This window comes from Candidatus Krumholzibacteriota bacterium, assembly GCA_016931295.1.
Classification (GTDB): Bacteria; Krumholzibacteriota; Krumholzibacteriia; order Krumholzibacteriales; family Krumholzibacteriaceae; genus JAFGEZ01.
Window position 1 is genome coordinate 18,206 of record JAFGEZ010000027.1, and the last position, 16,623, is coordinate 34,828.

Consider the following 16,623-nt stretch of genomic DNA (forward strand, 5'->3'; position numbering starts at 1 on the left):
TGGAGAGCGGAAGGAGACGCGATGAGCGGGAAGACGAGGATCGGGATCATCATCTGCGACCGGTACCGCCGGTGCGCGGGAGGGAAGTGCTTCCGGGCGATGCGGGAGCGGGAGGGCGCCTTCAGCATCTACCACGACGTCGATATCGAGCTCGTCGGCTACACGACCTGCGACGGCTGCCCGGGGGGCAACATCGAGTACGCCGGCGAGGAGATGGTGAAGAACGGCGCCGAGGTGATCCACCTGGCGACGGGCCTCGTCGTCGGCTATCCGCCCTGCCCGTACATCGACACCTTCGCGGCCTTCCTCGAGAAGCGCTTCGACGTGAAGGTGGTCGTCGGCACGCACCCGATCCCGAAGAAGTACCTCGACATGCACACGCATCTCGGCACGTGGGCGTCCGACAGGTGGAAAAAGCTCACCGCGCCCGCCATGGCCGACGCGCCGACGCGGAAGAGCTACGACTGAACGCGGCGCCCGCGGGGCGCCGATGGAGGGGATACATGCAGAACCAGCCGGATATCGTCGTCAGGGGCCGCGGGACCGTCGAGGAGAAGCCCGACCGCGTCGTTCTCGGCTTCGAGATCGAGGGATTCGACCGGGACTACGCCGAGAGCGTCCGGATCCTGAACGAGCGGGTCGCGAGCCTGCGGAACGAGCTCGGCGCGCTCGGCGTCGAACGCGAGGCCCTCAAGACGACCTCCTTCTCCGTCGATTCGCGCTTCGTCTACGAGGACAAGGAGCGGGTCTTCGTGGGGTTCGAGGCCTCGCACAATCTCCGCCTCACGATCCCGATGGAGAGGAAGGCGCTGAACGAGGTCTTCACGGCGGCGATCCGTTCGAGCGCCGACGCGGAGATCAGGATCCACTTCGAGGCCAGCGACCAGGCGGGGATCGAGAAACGCGTTCTCGAGGCGGCCGTGGCCGACGCGCGGGAGAAGGCGAACGTCATCGCCGCCGCGGCGGGGCGGACTCTCGGCTCGATCCGCCACATCTCGCACAGCTGGTCGGAGGTCTCCTTCACCTCGCTGCGCTACTCGATGAACGCCTGCATGTCGAGCGACGCGATGATCGCCCCCGATCTCGAGCCGGCGGACGTCTCCTCGAGCGACACGGTGGAGATCGTCTGGGAACTGCTCTAGAAGGCCGGGGCATCCGGTGAAACGCTATCCGGCCGCGCGGGGAAACCGGGACGCCCGGCCGCGAATGGCAAAACGCCCGGGGCGCGTGATGCGTCCCGGGCGTCGTCGTATCCGAACGGAAGCGGCCGGTCCTACTTGACCTCGTAGCCGCGCTCCTTCATCTTGCACTTGAAGTCTTCCATGTTCAGCACCTTGAACTCCACGCGGCGGTTCTTCGCCCGTCCCGCGGCGGTGCCGTTGTCTGCGATCGGCTTGCTCTCGCCGTAGCCCTTCGTCGCCGCGATCCCCGCGGCGAGCTTCGGGTACTTCGCCTTGAGGTAGGCGAGGACCGACTTCGCGCGTTTCTCGGAAAGAGTCTGGTTGAAGGCCTCGGGACCGGCCGCGTCGGTGTGCCCGCCGATCTCGACGCGGATCTCCGGGTACTGCATGAGGATCGCGCCGATCTCGTCGAGGACCTTCTTCGCCTCGTCGGTGAGCTCGCTCTTGTTCGTCTTGAAGGTGACGGTCTGCGCGCAGATCGTTCCGGTGTCGAAGAGTTCCCGTTCCATCGGCGTCACCTCGACGGGGCACCCCTTCTCGTTGACTTTCGCGCCCTTCGGCGAGCCGGGGCACATGTCGATGCCGTCGAAAACGCCGTCGCCGTCCGAATCCTTCGGGCAGCCGTTCGCGTCGACCTTCGCGCCCTTCGGGGTGCCGGGGCAGGTGTCGATGCCGTCGGGGACGCCGTCGCCGTCCGCGTCGAGGCAGCAGCCCTTCGCGTCGACCTTCGCGCCCTTCGGCGATTTCGGACACTTGTCGATGCCGTCGGGGACGCCGTCGCCGTCGCCGTCGAGGCAGCAGCCGTTCATGTCGACCTTCGCGCCCTTCGGTGATTTCGGGCACTTGTCGAGGCCGTCGTATACGCCGTCGCCGTCCGTGTCGATCGGACAGCCCGTGCAATCGACCTCGGCGCCCATCGGCGTGCCGGGGCAACGGTCCCTGTCGTCGGTCACGCCGTCGCCGTCGGTGTCCTTCGCGGCGCAGGCGCCGCGGAAGGGCCAGGGGGTGACGATCCAGCAGAGGGCCTTGCTGTCGGTCCGCTTCACCGCGGTGGTCTTGTCCTTTTTGCCCGCCTCGGCGCCTGACGCGACGAGCGTCACCGCGACGATGGCGACGAGCACTATGAGGAACAGTCTGCGCATGCGCATCCTCCTCGGGTTCGGGTTGTCTTTTGCTGGATGTCGGGAACGGATCCAGCCGCTCCCTGCCCTTATAGCAACATGCGGCATAATCGACAACAATTATTTGCCGGAAGCCACCGTGGCCCCGGCCGCGAGGCCGGGGGGATTTCCGTGGAGGGAAGCGGCGAACTGCGGTATGATGGGTTCGCCGGCTCGCGGGGGGCCGGGGAGGGAGTGCGCGCATGATCCGCCGGCATCGGCTTCCCGTGTCGATATGCCTTTCCGTTCTGCTCGTCGCGGCCGTCGCCGCGTCCCTGCGCGCGACGGTCGGCGGGCCGACGACGATCCGCCTGCTTGGCGTCGACCGGGCGACGGGGCGCGTCTTCTACCTCAACGATCCGCCATACGGCGAGCGGCCGGCGCTGCGCGTGCGCGGCTTCGACCCCGATGCGGCGGGGCTGCCCGCCTGGGAAGAAGTGCCGTTGTGGGACGCCGACACCGCCGAGAAGGATCTGCCGCTGATCCGTCGGTCGATCGAGGCGTTCCGGCGCACTCTCGAGCCCCTCGTTCCCTTCTCCCCGTCGCGGTGGGAGATGGCGGTGGAGGTTCTCCTCGAGGCGGCGCACGAGAGCTTCTGCATGGGCGGCACGGTGCCGCGATACGAGACGCGCGTGGTTTTGACGGCCGACGGGATGAAGGCGACCTTCGACGTCACGGGATACTGCGACCGGGCCGCCTCGGTGCTCGGCTGGTACCGCGTTCCGGGCGACCCCGGCGCGGCGGTGATCGAGTTCGCGTTCACCGGCGATCCCTTCGAGACCTGTTACACGACGGTCGTTCCCGTCGTGCTGCGCGCCCCCTGAGCGGCGCGCCTCCGGGAGGCGTCGATGTCCAGGCCCCATCATCGCGTCTACGTCGTCGAACTCGATCCGGCCGTGCTCGAGGAGAAGCGGTTCCGCGAGGCCAACACAAGCCGCGATCCGGCGAAACCCTGCGTCTACGTCGGCATGACGGGGCTCGATCCAAAGACGCGCTTCGAGAACCACAAGGCCGGCCACAAGGCCAACCGCTACGTGCTCGACTACGGTCTCCGGCTCCTCCCCGGACTCTACGAGGAGTACGACGCCCTCCGGTACCGCGAGGCCGCCGAGATGGAGATCGAGCTTGCGCGCATCCTCCGGCGCCGCGGCTACGCGGTCTGGCAGAAGTGAGGGTTCCCGTGACGATGAGCTCGAAGCGGGAGATCGTCATCCTCGATCCGGCGGCCGGGCGGGACGGCATCCTCGTTCCCGACGGCGATGACGTGTCGGCGCCGGCTCTCCTCGAGTATCTCATCGATCGCTTCACCGCTCCGGGCGGGGTCGTCCTCGATCCCTTCGCCGGCGAGGGGACGACGCTCGTCGTCGCCGGGCGGATGGGGCGCGAGGGGTGGGGGATCGAGCGCGATCCGGGGCGGGCCGATCGGGCGCGGCGGCTGCTCGCCGTGCCGGCCCGGCTTCTCACCGCCGACGCGCGACGCGTTCTCGCGGAGACGGGCAATCCGCCCGGGCGCCGTCCCGCCGCAACGCGCGCCCGCTCCGCCGCGCCCAACTCGTCCGGCGGCGCCGGGCACGCGTTCCCGGCGATCGACCTCTGCCTCTCCTCGCCGCCCTTCATGGAGCGGTGCGAGGCGACGAGCCCCCTCGGCGGGTTGGAGGAACCGCCCCGCGGGTACGAGGCGTACATCGCCGATCTGTGCGGCGTCTACGCGGGCGCATCCCGCCTCCTCAGGCCCGGCGGACGCGTCATCGTCGAGGCGGCGACGATCCGCTCCGCGGCGGGCGTGACCGATCTCGCCGGCGACATCGCGGCCTCCATCGGCACGTGTCTTTTCTTCGAGGGGGAGATCGCCGTCGAGTGGACGGGCACGGGCCGCGGGCGCACCCGATGCCTCGTCTTCGGGGCCGCGGCTGTGTCGGACCGGCCGCGTGCGCGGTCAAAGAAAACGAGACGTCCCGTGTCACGAACAGAGGAGGAGAGATGAGAAACGCTTTCGCCGCGGCGGTCCTCGCCGCCGCGCTCGTCGCCGCGTCCGTCCCCGCCGGGGCGGAAGAGGGATATGCCAGCCTCTATCCCTGCCTCGCCGATCTCGACGGCTGGACCGCGGACGACCCCGAGGGAATGGAGATGAACATGCCGGGGATGTCGAGCGTGCACGCGACGCGGCACTACGAGGCGGAGGGCCGCGAGGCGACCGCGACGATCCTCGTCGGCAACATGGCCGCCGCCGCCGGCATGGGAGGCGGAGCGGCCGCCGCGGGCATGGCGCACGTCGAAACGGACGAGGGGAAGTTCGAGATGCGCGAGGTCGACGGATTCGTGACCTACGTCGTCTTCGACAAGGAGGAGCGCAGGGGCAACGTCACCGTCCACCTCTTCACGGAGGATGAGGGGAAGACCGCCATCTTCGCCCTCGCCTTCGAGGGGATGGGGATCGACGACGGCTATGAACTGGCGCGCAGATTCGACTGGCAGGACATCAAGAAAAGAGTTGCATCGCTCGAATGATTCGCCCACGATTGCGCGGGGAATCGAGGAAGATGAACGCAGCCTCGTCGACCCGGCGGGGCTGCTTCCACATGCGGCAAACGGCGTGACGGACGATCCGGGCGCCGGTCGAAGCGGGAGGGACCGATGATCTCGATCGCGGTCGACGATCGCGTGCGTATCCGGTCGTTCACGCCGGCCGACTGCGACGACCTCGTCCTGTACGCCGACAATCCGGGGATCGCCCGGTTCCTCCGGGACGCCTTTCCCCAGCCCTACACGAGACGCGACGCCCTCGCCTGGGTGCGGATTGCATCGGGCGCCCGGCCCGAGACCGACCTCGCGATCGAGGTCGACGGCCGCTGCGCCGGGGGGATCGGCATCGCCCTGAGACGCGATATCGAGCGGTTCACCGGGGAAATCGGCTTCTGGGTCGGCGAACCCTTCTGGAACCGCGGGATCGCGACGCGGGCGGTTCGCGCGTTCGTCGACTGGTCGTTCCTCGCGTTCGACTTCGCAAGGATCGAGGCCTTCACCTTCGCGGGCAACCCCGCCTCGGCGCGCGTGCTCGAGAAGAGCGGCTTCGTTCGCGAGGGGGTGCGGCGCAGGGCCGCCTTCAAGGATGGCGTCTTCCACGACCTCGTCGTCTTCGCCCGGCTCCGGGAGGAGGCGGCGTGAGCGGCGTTCTGCTCATCCGGCCCTTCCAGGAGGGGGACGAGGAAGAGATCGTCGCCCTCTGGGAGCGGTGTGGCCTCGTCGTGCCGTGGAACGATCCGCGCCGCGACATCGAGCGCAAGCGCGGGGTCGATCCGGAGCTCTTCCTCGTCGGCGAGGCGGCCGGCCGGATCGCGGCCACCTGCATGGCCGGCTACGAGGGGCACCGCGGCTGGATAAACTATCTCGCCGTCGATCCGCCGCTGCGCCGACGCGGGTACGGCGCCCGACTCATGGCCGAGGCCGAGCGGTTGCTCGGGATGCGGGGCTGTCCGAAGATCAACCTGCAGGTGCGCGCGAACAACCGCGACACCGTCGCCTTCTACGAGGCGATCGGGTACCGCGTGGAGGAACTGGTGGACATGGGCAAGCGGCTCGTCGACGACGAATCGCCTTCCGCACGGGGGGGAGAGGAAGGATGACGCGGCGGTTCGTGGTGGGCGTGATGGGTCCGGCCGAGGGCGCCGACGGGGCCTCCCTGGCGGCGGCCCGCGAACTCGGCGCGCTCCTCGCCCGCGAAGGGTGGGTCGTCCTCACCGGCGGGCGCGACGCGGGGGTCATGGGCGCGGTGAACGAGGGGGCGAAGACGGTCGGGGGAAGCCTCACCGTCGGCATCCTCCCGACGGCGAGCGAGGTTGATCCGCCCCACGTCGACATCGTCGTCCGCACCGACATGCACAACGCGCGCAACAACGTCAACGTCCTCTCGAGCGACGCCGTGGTCGCATGCGGCAACGGCGGGGCCGGGACCGTCTCCGAGATCGCCCTCGCCGTCAAGAACGGCCGTCCCGTGGTGCTCCTCGGGGCCGCGCCCGACGTCGAGCGACTCTTCGGGCGACTCGGCGGCGCGCTCGTGACGACGGCGGCGACGCCGGAACAGGCCGTCGAGGCGGTCCGCGAGATCGAGGGGAGGCGCGGATGACCGACGACCGACCGACCGGCATGACGCACGCCGAGCGCCTCGAGCGACTCTTCGACCTCGCGTTCGACATGCTGTGCATCGCCACCTTCGAGGGACGATTCACCTACGTGAATCCCGCCTGGGAGCGGGTGCTCGGTTGGCCGGGCACGGAATTCCTCTCGCGGCAATGGCTGGACTTCGTCCATCCAGACGACAGCGAGACGACGGTCGAGGCGGGCGAGAGGCTGGCGAACGAGGGGCGGCTCGTCGACTTCGAGAACCGCTACCGGACGAAAACGGGCGATTACCGGTGGCTCTCGTGGAATTCGGTCGCCGAGCCGGGACGGGGCGTCATCTACGCCGTCGCTCGGGACGTGACCGAACGGAAGGAGGCCGAACGGGAGCGGCTCGAGGGGGAGGCACGGTTCCACACGCTCCTCGAGCATCTCGCCGACATCGTCTGGATCATCGACCGCGACAGCATCATCCTCTTCGAGACGCCCTCGGCGTGGAAGATGCTCGGCTACGGTCCCGGCGAGCTCGTCGGCAGCAACGGCCTCGACCTCGTCCACCCCGACGACCGCGCGCGCGTCGTCGAGGCCCTCGCCGAGGTGCACGACCGGACGAATCCCTTCGTGCCCACCGAGTTCAGGGTCAGGCACGCCGACGGGTCGTATATCCATTTCGAGGCGATCGCCAACAACCTCATAGACGATCCCGCCGTCGGCGGCGTCGTCGTCACGGCGCGGAACATCAACGAGCGCATGCGGCTCCGCGAACAGCTCCAGCAGGCCCAGAAGATGGAGGCGATCGGACGCCTCGCCGGGGGCGTGGCGCACGACTTCAACAATCTTTTGACGGCGATCATCGGGGGAGCGGAGTTTCTCCTCGCGAGCGGGGAGATCCGGGAGCCCGACGCCGAGACGGTCCGCGACATCCGTGACGCGGGGGAACGCGCGGCGAAGCTCACCCGGCAACTCATGGCCTTCAGCCGCAGACAGCTCTTCGAGGTCCGCGTCGTCGACGTCAACCATCTCGTCGGGGATCTCCGGAAAATGCTCGAGCGGATGATCCGGGAGGACATCGAGCTCGTCACCGACCTCGCGAGCGAGCGCGGACTCGTCGAGACCGACCCGACGCAGCTCGATCACGCGCTCATCAACCTCGTCATCAACGCGCGCGACGCCACGCCGGCAGGCGGGCGGATCACGATCAGGACGGCGGATCTACGAATCGGGGAGGGGGAAAGGAACGGCGGGGCCGGGTTGCCGCCCGGATCCTACGTCTCCATCGCCGTCTCGGATACCGGACAGGGGATTCCTGAGGAGCTGCACGGCAAGATCTTCGATCCCTTCTTCACCACCAAGGAGCGGGAGAAGGGGACGGGTCTGGGACTGGCGATCGTCTACGGGATCGTGAAACAGCACGGCGGCGTCGTCCGCGTCGAGAGCGAACCGGGGCGGGGGGCGACCTTCACGATCATCCTGCCGATTGTCGATCGGGCGGCGGAAAACGAGGCGGAACGAGCCGGGGACGGCGAGATCCCGCGCGGCACGGAGACCGTTCTCGTCGCCGAGGACGAGCTGTCCGTGCGCAAGCTCGTGGTCCACGCGCTCGAGTCGTTCGGTTACACCGTGCTCACCGCCCGGGATGCCGGGGAGGCCGTCAGGCTCGCCGCCGAGCACCGCGACCGGCTGCGACTCCTCGTCACCGACGTCGTGATGCCGGTCATGAACGGCCGCGAGCTCTTCGAGCGCCTGCGCGGGGAGGTCGAGGGGCTCCGCGTCCTCTTCATGTCGGGCTATACCGAGGAGATCATCTCGGCGGAGGATCTCGCCGGGCCCGGGGCGGCCTTTCTCCAGAAGCCCTTCATGGCGGACGGGCTCGCCCGCGCCGTGCGCGGCGTTCTCGACGCGGGAACGAACGGACGGGAGTTTTCGTGAGCAACGGAAGGGAGCCTTCATGAGATTCACGTCGATCGCCTGCGCGCTGCTGGCATTGGCGGTTGCCTGCACGGCCAAACCGCCCGGGGAGGACGGGCGCGTCCGCGGACTCCACGAGATCTCCCGCGCCCAGCGCCATGTCTTCATGAAGGGATGGACGGGCGACTGGAGCGGCCACGAATCCGACCAGGAGAAGGGGCTTCCCGCGCCACCGATCGAGAAGCCCTGGCCGCCCGACGCCGTCCTCGTCGATCTCGTCGACGCCGATTCCCTCGTCTCGGGCGTCATGCCGTTGCAAGAGGCGATCGGGCGACGACGTTCGCGGCGCTCCTTCACCGACGGGGCGCTCACCCGCGAGGAGCTGAGCTACCTGCTCTGGTCGACCCAGGGGATCTCGCGGATCGTGCGCGGCGAGGACGGAACCGTCAGGCGGCACTACCGGACCGTCCCGTCGGGGGGCGCCCGGCACCCCTTCGAGACCTACCTGCTCGTCAACCGCGTGGACGGCATTCCGCCCGGGCTCTACCGCTACCTCGCCGTCGAGCACCGACTCCTCTTCCTCCGCGACGTCGATCGGCCGGTCGACGAGATGGCCGATATCTGCCGCGGGCAGCGGTTCGTCGGCGAGGGAGCCGCCGTCTTCATCTGGGCGGCGGTCCCGTACCGGACCGAATGGCGGTATTCCTTCGTCGCCCACCGGGACATACTGATGGAGGCGGGGCACATCTGCCAGAATCTCTACCTGGCAACCGAGTCGATCGGGGGCGGGACCTGCGCGATCCTCGGCTACGACCAGGAGGGCCTCGACCGTTTCATCGGCGTCGACGGCGACGAGGAGTTCGCCGTCTATCTCGCGCCCGTCGGCAGGATCGAGCGATAGGAGGACGCCGGGCAGTCCGGGAAAGCACCGTCCCGCTCCACCCCGCGGCGGCCGGGACAGACGGATTTCACGGGAGGGAACGATGAACGACACGACGACCACGAAGGTCCCGGCGATCGAATCCCGCGCCGGCTCCTGCGACGGCAACGGCCGGGAATCGGTGAAACGCTCCTTTCTCGAGCTGCGTCTCGCAACGGTCATCGCCACGATACTGACGGCGCCGATCTCCCGGGCGGGACAATTCTCCGACCGGGGCGGGTTCTTCGGCTTCCACTGGAAGATGTTCACCCTCGCCTGCTGGCTGCTGATCGCGGGGCCGGCCGCCTGGGGCTCGATGCACGTCCACCTGATCGCGACGCGGGGCAAACAACCCCGCATCCCGGACATGCTCGCCGTCGCCGGACGCGGGGAGGTCGCGCGATGAGGGGAAGAGAGGTTGAACGCCGCCGGGTCGTGACCGACGAGCCGATGCAGGTCGATCCCTCGCTCCTCGGGCGGGCGCTCGCCTCGCCCTGGCGCCGCGGGGCCGCGATCGCCGTCGATTTCGCCATCGCGTTCGTCGTGCTCGTCGCCGTCGCCGCCGTCATTTCGGGGGCGCGCCACCCGGCGTTGCGGCGGGCCGCCATCGCCGGCGTCACCGGCGGACGCGCCGCGGCCGATTCGGCCGGTTTCCACCTCGAACTGCTGCGCGTCGTCGGCGAGGCCAGCCCCGAGGCGGTCCCCCCGGAGATCCGCGGCGCGGTCGAGGAGGGAGACGCCGCCGCCGTCAATCGCTGGGTGCAGGAGAACGACGTCTCGGTTGTCATCGAGATGGTGACGGGCAGGCCGTCAGTCTTCGACACGGAACAGAGGATGTTCCGCATCCGCTCCGACGTCCTCTTCGGCTCCTTCGGCCCCTTCCTGAGCGGCTTCACCGCGTTCATCGTCTACTTCACCGTCCTCTCCTGGGCGTTCCGCGGCCGGACGCCGGGGAAGGCGCTCTTCGGGATGCAGGTCGCGCGGCTCGACGGCCGCCCGCTGCGGTTCATGGACGCCTTCGGACGGGCCGCCGGATACGCGGCGAGCGCCTCGTCGCTCTCGCTCGGTTTCCTCGAGGCCTTCTGGCACCCGAACCGCCAGGCCGTCCACGACCGGATCGCCGGCACGGTCGTCCTGCGCGTCAGGCGCGGAGCGGCCGCGGCCCTGATCCTCCTCCTGCTCGCCGCCGGTTCGCCGGCGGCCGCGGCGGCGGGAGACGCTCCGGCGATCCCCCGGAACATCATCTTTCTCATCGGGGACGGGATGGGCGCGGGGGCCGTCACGGCGGCCTGGACGGCGCACGGCCCGCTCAATCTCGGCCGGTTGTCCGTCGGCGGGCTCATGACGACCGATGCGCACGGCAACCTCGTCACCGACTCGGCGGCGGGCGGCACCGCCCTGGCGACCGGCGTCAAGACGGTCGTGGGCGCCGTCTCGATCTCCCCGGCGGGGGACACGCTCGAAACGCTGATGGAGGCGGCCGAGAGCCGCGGGATGGCGACCGGCGTGGTCGTCACCTGCGCCGTCACGCACGCGACGCCGGCCGTCTTCCTCGCCCACGCCCTGAGCCGGCGGGATTACGAGGGGATCGCCGCCCAGATCGCGGCGGGCGGCGTCGACGTCCTGATCGGCGGCGGCCGCGATTTCTTCCTTCCCGAGGCCGCGGGGGGGTGCCGGCGCGGCGATCGGCGCGACCTGCTCGCCCTGCTCGGGCGGCGGATGCCCGTCCTCTCCCGGGTCGAGGATCTCGATCCGGCGGGAACGGGGCCGGTCACCTGCCTCTACGCGCCCGCGCATCCCCCCGTCGCCGCCGATCGTCCCGCCTCCCTCGCCGTTCTCACCGGGGCGGCCCTCGCGCGCCTCTCCCGCATGGGGAACGGCTTCGTCCTCATGGTCGAGGGCTCGCAGATCGACTGGGAGGCCCACGAGAACTATACCGGCGGGATCGTCGCCGAGACCCTGGATTTCGACGGCGCGGTGGGAGTCGCCCTCGATTTCGCCGCGAGGGACGGTTCGACGCTCGTCGTCGTCACCGCCGACCACGAGACGGGGGGATTCGCCGTCCACGGCCTCGAGCCGGCGACGGGATCGACGCCGATCGGGGGATTCACCACGGGAGACCACACCGCGACGATGGTTCCGATCTTCGCCGAGGGGCCGGGATGCGGGCGGTTCAGCGGGATCAGGGACAACGCGGAGATCGGGCGGATCCTGCTCGAACTGGTCTGTTTTCGCCCCTGAACCTTCGCCGCGGTTCCGGCCTGTCGCGGCGGGGGGTGGATCAGTTGCCGCCGCCGCGCGTCAGGGCGGTGAACGCCTCCTGCAGGCGGCGTGTGACCGGTCCGGGGACACCGCCCGAGACGGGGAGGCCGTCGACCTGGACGACCGGGAGGATCTCCTTCGTCGTCGAGAGGAGAAGCGCCTCGTCCATCCCGGCGAGGCTCCCGGCCGCCACCGCTTTCTCGACGACCTCGACGCCGAGCTCTCCGCACAGGCGAAGGACGATGGACCGCGTGACGCTCGAGAGGATGCGCGGCCCCTCGGGATGCGTGAGGAGACGGTTGCCGTCGACGGCGCAGAGCGTGGAGCTGGCGCCCTCGGTGACGACGCCGTCGCGGACGAGGATCGCCTCGATCGCGCCGCGCCGCGTCGCCTCCTCGCTGGCGAGGACGTTGGGGAGGAGCGAGGTCGTCTTGATGTCGCAGCGTCCCCACCGGATGTCGGGGAGGGTGACGACCGCCGCGCCATGCTTTCGTTCCTCGCGGTAGCCGTCGAAGGGGGCTGCCGACCCCCAGACGGTGGGCCGCGCGCCGCCACCCGGGAAACGGTGGACGCGCTCGGCCGCGCCGCGGGTGACCTGGATGTAGACGACGGCGTCCCCGAGACCGTTCTCCTCGACGAGTCGCCGGGCGACCGAACCGAGCGCGGCGGCGTCGACCCCCTCGATGCGGATCTCGCCGATCGAACGGGCGAGCCGATCGAGATGCTCGGCCAGGGCGAAAGGCCGGCCGCCGTAGAAGCGGATCACCTCGTAGACACCGTCGCCGAGGACGAATCCCCGGTCGTCGGGTGAGATGCACGCCTCGTCGCGGTCGAGGTACCGGCCGTCGAGATAGACGATCACTGAACCGTCTCCCTTCCGCCGCCGGGTCCGGCGGCGACCTCCACTCTACAACGCCGGGCGCGCGGGACGCAACCACGGGGGCGCTGCGACGGGAAAATCCTGTAACGGGTCGCGCGCCTCGTGTTATATTCCACGCGATCGACGGCACGAGGCGGGCGCGGATCCCGCCGGACCCAGCGAGGAGCGACAGGCGATGGAGAACGTGTTCGACGTATTCAGGGAACGGGGGTTCTTCGAACAGGTGACCGACGAGGAGCGCGTCAGGCGTATGCTGGACGAGCCGACGACCTGCTACATCGGGTTCGATCCCACGTCCGACAGCTTCCACGCCGGGTCCCTCGTGCCGATCATGGCGCTCGCCCACCTGCAGCGTCACGGACACCGGCCGATCGCCCTCGTCGGCGGCGGAACGGCGATGATCGGCGACCCGAGCGGCAAGACCGAACTGCGCCGCGTGATGCCGGTCGGGGAGATCGACCGGAACGCGGAGGGATTGAAGGCGCAGCTCTCCCACTTCGTCTCCTTCGAGGAAGACGCGGCGCTGATGCTCAACAACGCGGACTGGCTCCGTCCCCTCAACTACATCGAATTCCTCCGCGATATCGGCCGTCATTTCTCGGTCAACAAGATGCTTGCCGCCGAGAGCTACCGCCAGCGGCTCGAGTCGGGCCTCAACTTCATCGAGTTCAACTACATGCTCCTCCAGGCGTACGATTTCCTCCACCTCTACCGCGAGCTCGGCTGCACGCTCCAGATGGGGGGGAACGACCAGTGGGGCAACATCCTCGCCGGCACCGACCTCATCAGGCGCGTCACCGGCGGTGACGCAGAGGGGCTCACCTTCCCGCTTCTCACCACCGCCTCCGGGGCGAAGATGGGAAAGACGGAGGGCGGGGCGATCTGGCTCGATCCGGCGCGGACCTCCCCCTACGAGTACTACCAGTACTGGATCAACGCGGACGACCGCGACGTGGGGCGCTTCCTTTCCCTCTTCACCTTCCTGCCGATGGAGGAGGTCCGGCGTCTCGCCGCCCTCGAGGGGGCCGGGCTCCGGACGGCGAAGGAAACGCTCGCCTTCGAGGCGGCAGCGCTTCTGCACGGCCGTGCGGCGGCGGAGGAGGCCCGGGACGCCTCGCGCGCCCTCTTCTCCGGCGGCGGCGCGTCCGGGGAGGGCGTGCCGACCTTCGCCGTGGCGGCGGTTCTTCTCGAGGAGGGCATCCCTGCGTACGTCCTGTTCGTCGACGCGGGGCTCTGCGGGAGCCGCGGCGACGCGAGGCGTCTCGTCGCGGGGGGCGGCGCGTACGTCAACGAACGCCGCGTCGAGGCCTTCGACGAACCGGTCACGTCGGCGCATCTCGTGGAGGGGGCGATCCTCCTTCGCGCCGGCAAGAAGAAGCACATGCGCGTCGTCCCCGCCTGAACGGGGAGGCGAGGCCGGTTTTGCCGGCGCGCGGAAAGAGGAGAGATGACGGAACACTGGCGGGACGATTTCACGCGGGAGCGCGACCGACTCAACGAGACCGTCCTCGCGGCCGATCACCGCGGGATCAAGCGATTCTTCGCCCTCGACGAACAGGCCTACGCCGACGGCGCCCTTTCGGCGAAGACGAAGGAGCTCATGGGGCTCGTCGCCTCGATGGTGCTGCGCTGCGACGATTGCGTCAGCTATCACCTGCTGCGCTGCGCCGGGGAGAAAACGACCCGCGAGGAGTTCTACGAGGCCTTCAACGTCGCGCTCGTCGTGGGCGGATCGATCGTGATCCCCCATCTGAGGCGCGCGGCCGACCGGCTCGAGTCGCTTCTCGCCGGCTGATCGGCGGCCCCTTTTCGCTTGCGACGCGCGCGGACGTGCGGGTACACTGCCCGCGGCCCCGCCCTGCACGAGGAAAGGCACCGACATGACGAGACGATCGATCGCGGTTCCCATTCTTCTCGCGCTCGTCGCCGCCGCGCTCCCGGGGGCGGTCGCGGACGCGGTCGCGGCCGAGCGCGCGCTGCTTTTGCGGCCCCGCGGCGTGGGCGTCGGCGAGGATCTCATCGACGCCGCCACCCTCCTCTTCCACGGCGCCCTCGAGCGCGAGGGGGTCTTCCTGCCGGTGAGCGCGGACGAGATCTTCGGCCCGGTCGTCTGCTGGGAGGCCGACTGCGCCGCGTCCCTCGCGGCCGACGGCGGCTTTTCGTGGGCCATCGCGGGCAGCATGACGCGTCTCGGCGGAAAGATCATCGTGCGGACGATCCTCGTCGCGGCGGACGGCGAGGGCGTCGCGTCGACGGCCGAGGGGACGGCGGCGACGGAGGAGGACCTCGACGTCGTCGTCGCGCGCCTGGCGAAGAGCCTGTCGACGGGCCGTTCGATGGAGCGCACCGCCGAGGTGGGGATGATCACCGAGCGCGAGTACGAGGAACCGCGCCGGCGGGGCTCGTACAAGTCCCGCTCCTTCCGCGTCGGCTATCTCTGGCCCACGGGGGACTCGATGGGGGGCGCAAACCGGCTGCTCGCCATCGATTTCGGCTACCAGTACGACACGGGCGACTGGTTTTTGTCGGGGCGTTCGGGGGTCCGATGGGGCGGCGACCTCGAGGACGATGGCGGCGAGGCGACCGACATCGCGCTCTTCGACGCCAAGATCGGCCGGTTCCTGAGCCGGAGCGACTTCTCGCCCTTCGTGAACGCCGGTCTCGGCCTGCACTGGGTCCGCGAGAAGGCGCGCGTCGCCGAGGGCGCGGGGATCGTCGACCGCTCCGATTCCGGCACGGGGATCGCGATCGTCGCGGGGGCCGGGTTCACCGCCTTCCGCACCTACGATTTCTCGTTCCAGATCGACGTCGACGCCTTCGTCGTGTTCGAGGAACTCGAGACGGGTGGGCACCCCGCCGGGATCCTCTTCACCTTCTGCGTCATGCACGGCGAGCACGGCGACTAGGGAAAGAAGCATGGGATTCCGCCTGCTGCACTACCTGCTCGAACGGCGACGGATCGTCGGCTGGGCGACGCTCGTCTTCCTCGTTTTCGGCGTGGCCATCGCCGCGCTGCGCGATCCGCTCTACGAGACGCGGGCGATCCTGATGCCGCCGCTCGAGGAGGGGGGCGAGGGGCTCCTCTCCGCGTGGATGGCGCAGATCGACCTTCCGTCGATGGTCACGCCCGCCTCCGCGGGAGCGACGGCGGCGGCTCTCCTCTCGGATCTGCTCAGGAGCCGCCGGCTCTCCCTCGGAATCATCGACGAGTACGGCCTCCGCGAGCGGTACGAGGTGGAGACGACCGAGGACGCCATAGAGGAACTCGCCGCCCGCCGGGAGGTCAGCGCGACGAAGACGGGATTGATCTTCCTCGTCATCCGCGACGAGGAGCCCGCCATGGCCGTCAGGATCGCCGAGGCGCACATCGCCGCCCTCGATTCCCTCAACCGCAATCTCGTCTTCACCCGGGCCGGGCAGACGATGCGCTTCATCGCCCTCCAGATCGACGAATACCGCCGCCGACTCGGTGCGTCGCGCGCGGCCCTCGCCGATTTCCAGAGCGGGAACGGCGTGATCGACATCGCCGAGCAGACGCGCGGCGCCATCGACGTGGCGGCTACGCTCCACGTGGAGGCGGCGCTCGCCCGGATCCGTCTCGACATGGGCCGCGAATTCGCCACCGACGACGCGAGCGAGCTGCATCGGCTCGAGGCGCGGTACCGTTTTCTCGTCGAGCGCATCGACGCGATCGTCGAGGGGGACTCGACCGCCGCCGTCTTCCCCCCGCTTCGCGACATGCCCGGGCTGGCACAGCGCGCCGCCGCGCTCGAGCGCGACGTCGAGGTGAACGAGCGGATCTATTCCTTCCTCCTCCAGCGCTACGAGGAGGCGGGAATCGAGCGCGCCCGCACCACGCCCTCGATCCAGACGGTCGAGGCCCCGATCCTCCCCGAGGAGCCGGCGGGACTGCCGCGCTGGGTGTTCGCCCTCGTTTTCGCGCTCGGCGGCGGGCTCTGGGTTGGTCTCATCCTGTTGTGGTGGGGATGGATCGTTTTGCGGGAAAAAAACGCGGCCGAGACGGCGGCGATGGAGCGGATCGGCCGCCTCGCCCGCGAGGATCTCGACGCCGTGCGCCGGCGACTCCGGATCTGACCTCGCCCGTCCCGCTATTCCACGACGCGATCGACGAGCCACGGCACCGGCGCCGCTGACGGCCCCTCGATGAGGATGTCCGCCGCCTCGATCCGCCCGTCC

19 protein-coding genes are annotated in these 16,623 nt (G+C 69.6%); 17 read left to right on the forward strand and 2 right to left on the reverse strand.

Annotation, left to right across the window (positions count from 1 at the left end; genetic code table 11):
* Window positions 1-21 precede the first annotated feature (21 nt).
* A complete protein-coding gene (locus JW876_07045; protein ID MBN1885258.1) occupies window positions 22-468 on the forward strand; it encodes a CGGC domain-containing protein in 447 nt (148 codons plus the stop codon).
* A gap of 35 nt (window positions 469-503) precedes the next feature.
* Window positions 504-1,142, forward strand: a complete 639-nt coding sequence (locus JW876_07050) for an SIMPL domain-containing protein (protein ID MBN1885259.1) — start codon at window positions 504-506, stop codon at window positions 1,140-1,142.
* 131 nt (window positions 1,143-1,273) lie between these two features.
* On the opposite strand, the gene JW876_07055 is transcribed toward JW876_07050, so the two are convergent.
* The gene (locus JW876_07055) at window positions 1,274-2,323 is read right to left on the reverse strand and encodes an OmpA family protein (protein MBN1885260.1); all 1,050 of its coding nucleotides are present in this window, start codon (window positions 2,321-2,323) and stop codon (window positions 1,274-1,276) included.
* A 221-nt stretch (window positions 2,324-2,544) separates the two neighbouring features.
* On the opposite strand from JW876_07055, the gene JW876_07060 reads away from it, so the two are divergent.
* From JW876_07060 to JW876_07110, 11 genes are all read left to right on the forward strand, one after another.
* Window positions 2,545-3,165: a hypothetical protein gene (locus JW876_07060; protein MBN1885261.1), complete on the forward strand. Its 621-nt coding sequence runs from the start codon at window positions 2,545-2,547 to the stop codon at window positions 3,163-3,165.
* A gap of 24 nt (window positions 3,166-3,189) precedes the next feature.
* Complete coding sequence (locus tag JW876_07065; protein MBN1885262.1) at window positions 3,190-3,513, forward strand: hypothetical protein; 324 nt, start codon at window positions 3,190-3,192, stop codon at window positions 3,511-3,513.
* Window positions 3,514-3,521: 8 nt separating this feature from the next.
* Window positions 3,522-4,325, forward strand: a complete 804-nt coding sequence (locus JW876_07070) for a hypothetical protein (protein MBN1885263.1) — start codon at window positions 3,522-3,524, stop codon at window positions 4,323-4,325.
* Window positions 4,322-4,849, forward strand: coding sequence for a hypothetical protein (locus tag JW876_07075; GenBank protein ID MBN1885264.1), 528 nt, complete (start codon window positions 4,322-4,324; stop codon window positions 4,847-4,849). The genes JW876_07070 and JW876_07075 overlap by 4 nt, the downstream gene beginning before the upstream one ends.
* A 126-nt stretch (window positions 4,850-4,975) precedes the next feature.
* A complete protein-coding gene (locus JW876_07080) occupies window positions 4,976-5,506 on the forward strand; it encodes a GNAT family N-acetyltransferase (GenBank protein ID MBN1885265.1) in 531 nt (176 codons plus the stop codon).
* A gap of 8 nt (window positions 5,507-5,514) precedes the next feature.
* Window positions 5,515-5,964 carry a GNAT family acetyltransferase gene (locus JW876_07085; protein MBN1885266.1) on the forward strand — a complete coding sequence of 150 codons (450 nt, stop codon included), beginning with the start codon at window positions 5,515-5,517 and terminating at the stop codon, window positions 5,962-5,964.
* A gap of 23 nt (window positions 5,965-5,987) precedes the next feature.
* Entirely contained in the window at window positions 5,988-6,464 is a 477-nt protein-coding gene (locus JW876_07090) for an LOG family protein (GenBank protein MBN1885267.1), read from the forward strand.
* The gene (locus JW876_07095) at window positions 6,461-8,386 is read left to right on the forward strand and encodes a PAS domain S-box protein (protein ID MBN1885268.1); all 1,926 of its coding nucleotides are present in this window, start codon (window positions 6,461-6,463) and stop codon (window positions 8,384-8,386) included. The genes JW876_07090 and JW876_07095 overlap by 4 nt, the downstream gene beginning before the upstream one ends.
* Before the next feature lie 145 nt (window positions 8,387-8,531).
* Window positions 8,532-9,266, forward strand: a complete 735-nt coding sequence (locus JW876_07100) for a SagB/ThcOx family dehydrogenase (GenBank protein ID MBN1885269.1) — start codon at window positions 8,532-8,534, stop codon at window positions 9,264-9,266.
* An 82-nt stretch (window positions 9,267-9,348) separates the two neighbouring features.
* Window positions 9,349-9,690 carry a hypothetical protein gene (locus tag JW876_07105; protein ID MBN1885270.1) on the forward strand — a complete coding sequence of 114 codons (342 nt, stop codon included), beginning with the start codon at window positions 9,349-9,351 and terminating at the stop codon, window positions 9,688-9,690.
* Window positions 9,687-11,525, forward strand: a complete 1,839-nt coding sequence (locus tag JW876_07110) for an alkaline phosphatase (protein MBN1885271.1) — start codon at window positions 9,687-9,689, stop codon at window positions 11,523-11,525. The genes JW876_07105 and JW876_07110 overlap by 4 nt, the downstream gene beginning before the upstream one ends.
* Window positions 11,526-11,565: 40 nt before the next feature.
* On the opposite strand, the gene JW876_07115 is transcribed toward JW876_07110, so the two are convergent.
* On the reverse strand, window positions 11,566-12,408 hold the full coding sequence (locus JW876_07115) for an aminotransferase class IV (protein MBN1885272.1): 843 nt from the start codon (window positions 12,406-12,408) through the stop codon (window positions 11,566-11,568).
* 193 nt (window positions 12,409-12,601) lie between these two features.
* On the opposite strand from JW876_07115, the gene JW876_07120 reads away from it, so the two are divergent.
* The 4 genes from JW876_07120 to JW876_07135 all read left to right on the forward strand — a co-directional run bounded on the left by JW876_07120 (window position 12,602) and on the right by JW876_07135 (window position 16,521).
* Window positions 12,602-13,828, forward strand: a complete 1,227-nt coding sequence (locus JW876_07120; GenBank protein ID MBN1885273.1) for a tyrosine--tRNA ligase — start codon at window positions 12,602-12,604, stop codon at window positions 13,826-13,828.
* A gap of 45 nt (window positions 13,829-13,873) precedes the next feature.
* Window positions 13,874-14,221, forward strand: a complete 348-nt coding sequence (locus JW876_07125; GenBank protein ID MBN1885274.1) for a carboxymuconolactone decarboxylase family protein — start codon at window positions 13,874-13,876, stop codon at window positions 14,219-14,221.
* An 85-nt stretch (window positions 14,222-14,306) separates the two neighbouring features.
* Entirely contained in the window at window positions 14,307-15,332 is a 1,026-nt protein-coding gene (locus tag JW876_07130; protein MBN1885275.1) for a hypothetical protein, read from the forward strand.
* A 10-nt stretch (window positions 15,333-15,342) separates the two neighbouring features.
* The gene (locus tag JW876_07135) at window positions 15,343-16,521 is read left to right on the forward strand and encodes a hypothetical protein (GenBank protein MBN1885276.1); all 1,179 of its coding nucleotides are present in this window, start codon (window positions 15,343-15,345) and stop codon (window positions 16,519-16,521) included.
* The last annotated feature ends 102 nt before the right edge of the window (window positions 16,522-16,623 follow it).

What these genes read in the sequence shown, in the direction of transcription:
- JW876_07080 (MBN1885265.1), top strand. Translation starts at nt 4,976, where the DNA reads ATGATCTCGATCGCGGTCGACGATCGCGTGCGTATCCGGTCGTTCACG.
- JW876_07090 (MBN1885267.1), top strand. Translation starts at nt 5,988, where the DNA reads ATGGGTCCGGCCGAGGGCGCCGACGGGGCCTCCCTGGCGGCGGCCCGC.
- JW876_07075 (MBN1885264.1), top strand. Translation starts at nt 4,322, where the DNA reads ATGAGAAACGCTTTCGCCGCGGCGGTCCTCGCCGCCGCGCTCGTCGCC.
- JW876_07105 (MBN1885270.1), top strand. Translation starts at nt 9,349, where the DNA reads ATGAACGACACGACGACCACGAAGGTCCCGGCGATCGAATCCCGCGCC.
- JW876_07110 (MBN1885271.1), top strand. Translation starts at nt 9,687, where the DNA reads ATGAGGGGAAGAGAGGTTGAACGCCGCCGGGTCGTGACCGACGAGCCG.
- JW876_07130 (MBN1885275.1), top strand. Translation starts at nt 14,307, where the DNA reads ATGACGAGACGATCGATCGCGGTTCCCATTCTTCTCGCGCTCGTCGCC.
- JW876_07060 (MBN1885261.1), top strand. Translation starts at nt 2,545, where the DNA reads ATGATCCGCCGGCATCGGCTTCCCGTGTCGATATGCCTTTCCGTTCTG.
- JW876_07055 (MBN1885260.1), bottom strand. Translation starts at nt 2,323, where the DNA reads ATGCGCAGACTGTTCCTCATAGTGCTCGTCGCCATCGTCGCGGTGACG.
- JW876_07095 (MBN1885268.1), top strand. Translation starts at nt 6,461, where the DNA reads ATGACCGACGACCGACCGACCGGCATGACGCACGCCGAGCGCCTCGAG.
- JW876_07050 (MBN1885259.1), top strand. Translation starts at nt 504, where the DNA reads ATGCAGAACCAGCCGGATATCGTCGTCAGGGGCCGCGGGACCGTCGAG.
- JW876_07065 (MBN1885262.1), top strand. Translation starts at nt 3,190, where the DNA reads ATGTCCAGGCCCCATCATCGCGTCTACGTCGTCGAACTCGATCCGGCC.
- JW876_07135 (MBN1885276.1), top strand. Translation starts at nt 15,343, where the DNA reads ATGGGATTCCGCCTGCTGCACTACCTGCTCGAACGGCGACGGATCGTC.
- JW876_07100 (MBN1885269.1), top strand. Translation starts at nt 8,532, where the DNA reads ATGAAGGGATGGACGGGCGACTGGAGCGGCCACGAATCCGACCAGGAG.
- JW876_07045 (MBN1885258.1), top strand. Translation starts at nt 22, where the DNA reads ATGAGCGGGAAGACGAGGATCGGGATCATCATCTGCGACCGGTACCGC.
- JW876_07125 (MBN1885274.1), top strand. Translation starts at nt 13,874, where the DNA reads ATGACGGAACACTGGCGGGACGATTTCACGCGGGAGCGCGACCGACTC.
- JW876_07120 (MBN1885273.1), top strand. Translation starts at nt 12,602, where the DNA reads ATGGAGAACGTGTTCGACGTATTCAGGGAACGGGGGTTCTTCGAACAG.